This window comes from Streptomyces sp. SID5785, assembly GCF_009870065.1.
Lineage (GTDB): Bacteria > Actinomycetota > Actinomycetes > Streptomycetales > Streptomycetaceae > Streptomyces.
This window is the reverse complement of record NZ_WWIA01000351.1, coordinates 1-2,125: the sequence shown is the minus strand read 5'-3', so window position 1 is coordinate 2,125 and position 2,125 is coordinate 1. Positions and strand designations below refer to the sequence as shown.

5 protein-coding genes are annotated in these 2,125 nt (G+C 74.4%); all 5 read right to left on the bottom strand.

Features of this window, described 5'->3' with window-relative positions:
- Positions 1-567 (bottom strand): alkaline shock response membrane anchor protein AmaP (amaP, locus tag GTW43_RS11560; RefSeq protein ID WP_161301568.1); only part of this gene is annotated, 567 nt, incomplete at its 3' end.
- Positions 564-1,226 carry a DUF6286 domain-containing protein gene (locus GTW43_RS11555; protein ID WP_161301567.1) on the bottom strand — a complete coding sequence of 221 codons (663 nt, stop codon included), beginning with the start codon at positions 1,224-1,226 and terminating at the stop codon, positions 564-566. The genes GTW43_RS11555 and amaP, both read right to left, overlap by 4 nt.
- Positions 1,223-1,567 carry an Asp23/Gls24 family envelope stress response protein gene (locus GTW43_RS11550; protein WP_161301566.1) on the bottom strand — a complete coding sequence of 115 codons (345 nt, stop codon included), beginning with the start codon at positions 1,565-1,567 and terminating at the stop codon, positions 1,223-1,225. Before GTW43_RS11550 ends, GTW43_RS11555 begins: the two co-directional genes overlap by 4 nt.
- A 3-nt stretch (positions 1,568-1,570) precedes the next feature.
- On the bottom strand, positions 1,571-1,756 hold the full coding sequence (locus GTW43_RS11545; RefSeq protein WP_161301565.1) for a hypothetical protein: 186 nt from the start codon (positions 1,754-1,756) through the stop codon (positions 1,571-1,573).
- A 97-nt stretch (positions 1,757-1,853) separates the two neighbouring features.
- Positions 1,854-2,125 (bottom strand): Asp23/Gls24 family envelope stress response protein (locus GTW43_RS11540; protein ID WP_161301564.1); only part of this gene is annotated, 272 nt, incomplete at its 5' end.

Sequence of the window (2,125 nt, the reverse complement as noted above, 5' to 3'; positions counted from 1 at the left end):
GTGTTTGACCGCCCGGAGCCGGACCTCGGCCGGCAGCGCGTCCAGCCCCGCCGAGTCCCGCGCCTGCGCCAGCGCCTCGTCCCCGAGCGACCGCAGCGCCTCGCCGGGCGCCGCGTGCGGCTCCAGGGTGAGCCGGACGCGGGCCTGCGGGGTGGAGCGCCGCCCCGTCAGCATGACGCCCGCGTGATCCACCCCGTCCAGCGCCTCGGCGGACCCACCGAGCACCTGCTCCATCGCGCGGCCGCGCAGCAGCGCGCCCTCTCCGTCCCCGGTGTCGACGAGCACCTCGCTCAAGCGGCGCCGCCGGAACTGGGCCACGAGCCACCACAGCGCGAGCAGCACCAGGACGCCGAGGACGGCGATCACGGTGGGCCACCACCAGCCGTCGTCCCGCCAGCGGTTCCGGTCGGCGGTGCTGAGCAGCACGTCGGTCTTCCCGTCGTGGACCCACCACGAGGGCGGGTTCGCGCCGAGCCCGACGGCGAGCACGGAGCCTCCGCCGAGCAGCAGGACGAGTCCGAGCAGCCCGAGCACGATCCTGTTGACGGTCCTGAGCACGCCGCTCATCCCTTCCTGCCGGGCCGCGCCACGTGCACGGACAGCCGGGGCGCCGAGCCGAGGCCCAGCTGCCGGATGCCGTCGCCCAGCGCGGCGTCGAGGTCGGTCCGTACGTCGTCGAGGGCACGGAAGTGGGACTGCGCCCGGACATCCACCGTGGACCGCTTCATCCGGACCCGTACGGACTGCACGCCGGAGACCTCCATGGCGCGGTCGCGCAGCACCATCGCGGCGGCGCCGCGGTGCAGCCCCGCGCGCACGTCCGGGTGGGTGCGCCGCATCGGCAGGACGTCGCGCAGCCCGGGCGTCAGGGCGAGGACGAGGAGCCAGAGGCCGAGCGCGGCGGCGACACCGGCGCCGACCAGCACGGCGGTGTCGTCGAGCGGCCGCTCGGCGAGTTCGCGGGCGACGCTGCGGCGCCACCCCATGGCCGTACGCCCGGCCCGCACGGCCGCGATGTCGTAGAGCAGGACGCCCGCCCCGCCGAGCAGCACCACGGCGCACAGTCCGGCGGGAACACGCCGGGCCGACCAGAAGCGGGGGGTGCGGTCCCCGTCCTCCAGGGTCGGACGGGTCTCGTACTCGGCGGCGGACGCCGACTGGGCGAGGGTCGCGCCCCCGGCGCCCTCGCGCTCGACGACGGGCAGCGACTCGGTGGGTTCGCTCATCGGATCCTCCCCCGGTCCGTGCCCCGCGTGTGTGCCGAGTGCAGCCGCTCCACCTGGACGGCCACCTCCGGCACCTCCATTCCCGCCAACGTCCTTACCCGCTCGGTGACTTGACGACGCACGGCGCCGCACTGGGCGCCGATGTCCGCCGGGTACTCGAGCTCGAGGCTGATGCGGACCCGCGCCGCGTCGTGGTGGACGGCCACCGTCGCGTGCGGCGGCGCCCCGTCCTCGGGGACGGCGTCAAGCGCCTCACGTGCCGCGTACGCGGCGATCTTCGCGACGACCCGGTCGGCGATCCGGGTGGCGCCGCGCTCCGCGGGGGCGACCTGTGCCGCCATCGGTCACCGCCGCCGGTCGCCGCGGACACGGAAGAAGTCGCCGGGTTCCAGGTCCCCCTCCAGGAACCGGCCCGCGACGAAGCCGATGGCGCCCAGAGCCGCCACCAGCAGGAAGGCCCCGAAACCGCCGAAGTATCCGGCGAATCCGAGAGCCATGCCGGCGATCATGCCGACCACGGCCAGATTCATCCTGTGCTCCTCCTTCCGTATCGTCCTGATCGTCCTGCGTACCGGTCGGTCCGGTCGGTCCGGTCGGTCCGGTGAGTTCTGGGGGGCGACGAGCCGGTCACTGGAGCCGTGACTCCGGTTCCTCGTCCTCCTCGTCCGGCAGCTTCACGTCGCTGACGGCGATGTTGACCTCGACGACCTCGAGGCCGGTCATCCGCTCGACGGCGGTGATCACGTTCTCCCGCACGTCGCGCGCGGTGTCGGCGATCGACACGCCGTACTCCACGACGATCTCCAGGTCGAGGGCGGTCTGGACCTCACCGACCTCGGCCTTCACGCCGCGGGACACGGACTTGGAGCCGCCCGGCACCCGGTCGCGCACGGCGCCGA

Excerpts from the sequence above, each read along its gene's own strand:
- GTW43_RS11555 (WP_161301567.1), bottom strand. The coding sequence starts at position 1,226 with ATGAGCGAACCCACCGAGTCGCTGCCCGTCGTCGAGCGCGAGGGCGCC.
- GTW43_RS11550 (WP_161301566.1), bottom strand. The coding sequence starts at position 1,567 with ATGGCGGCACAGGTCGCCCCCGCGGAGCGCGGCGCCACCCGGATCGCC.
- GTW43_RS11545 (WP_161301565.1), bottom strand. The coding sequence starts at position 1,756 with ATGAATCTGGCCGTGGTCGGCATGATCGCCGGCATGGCTCTCGGATTC.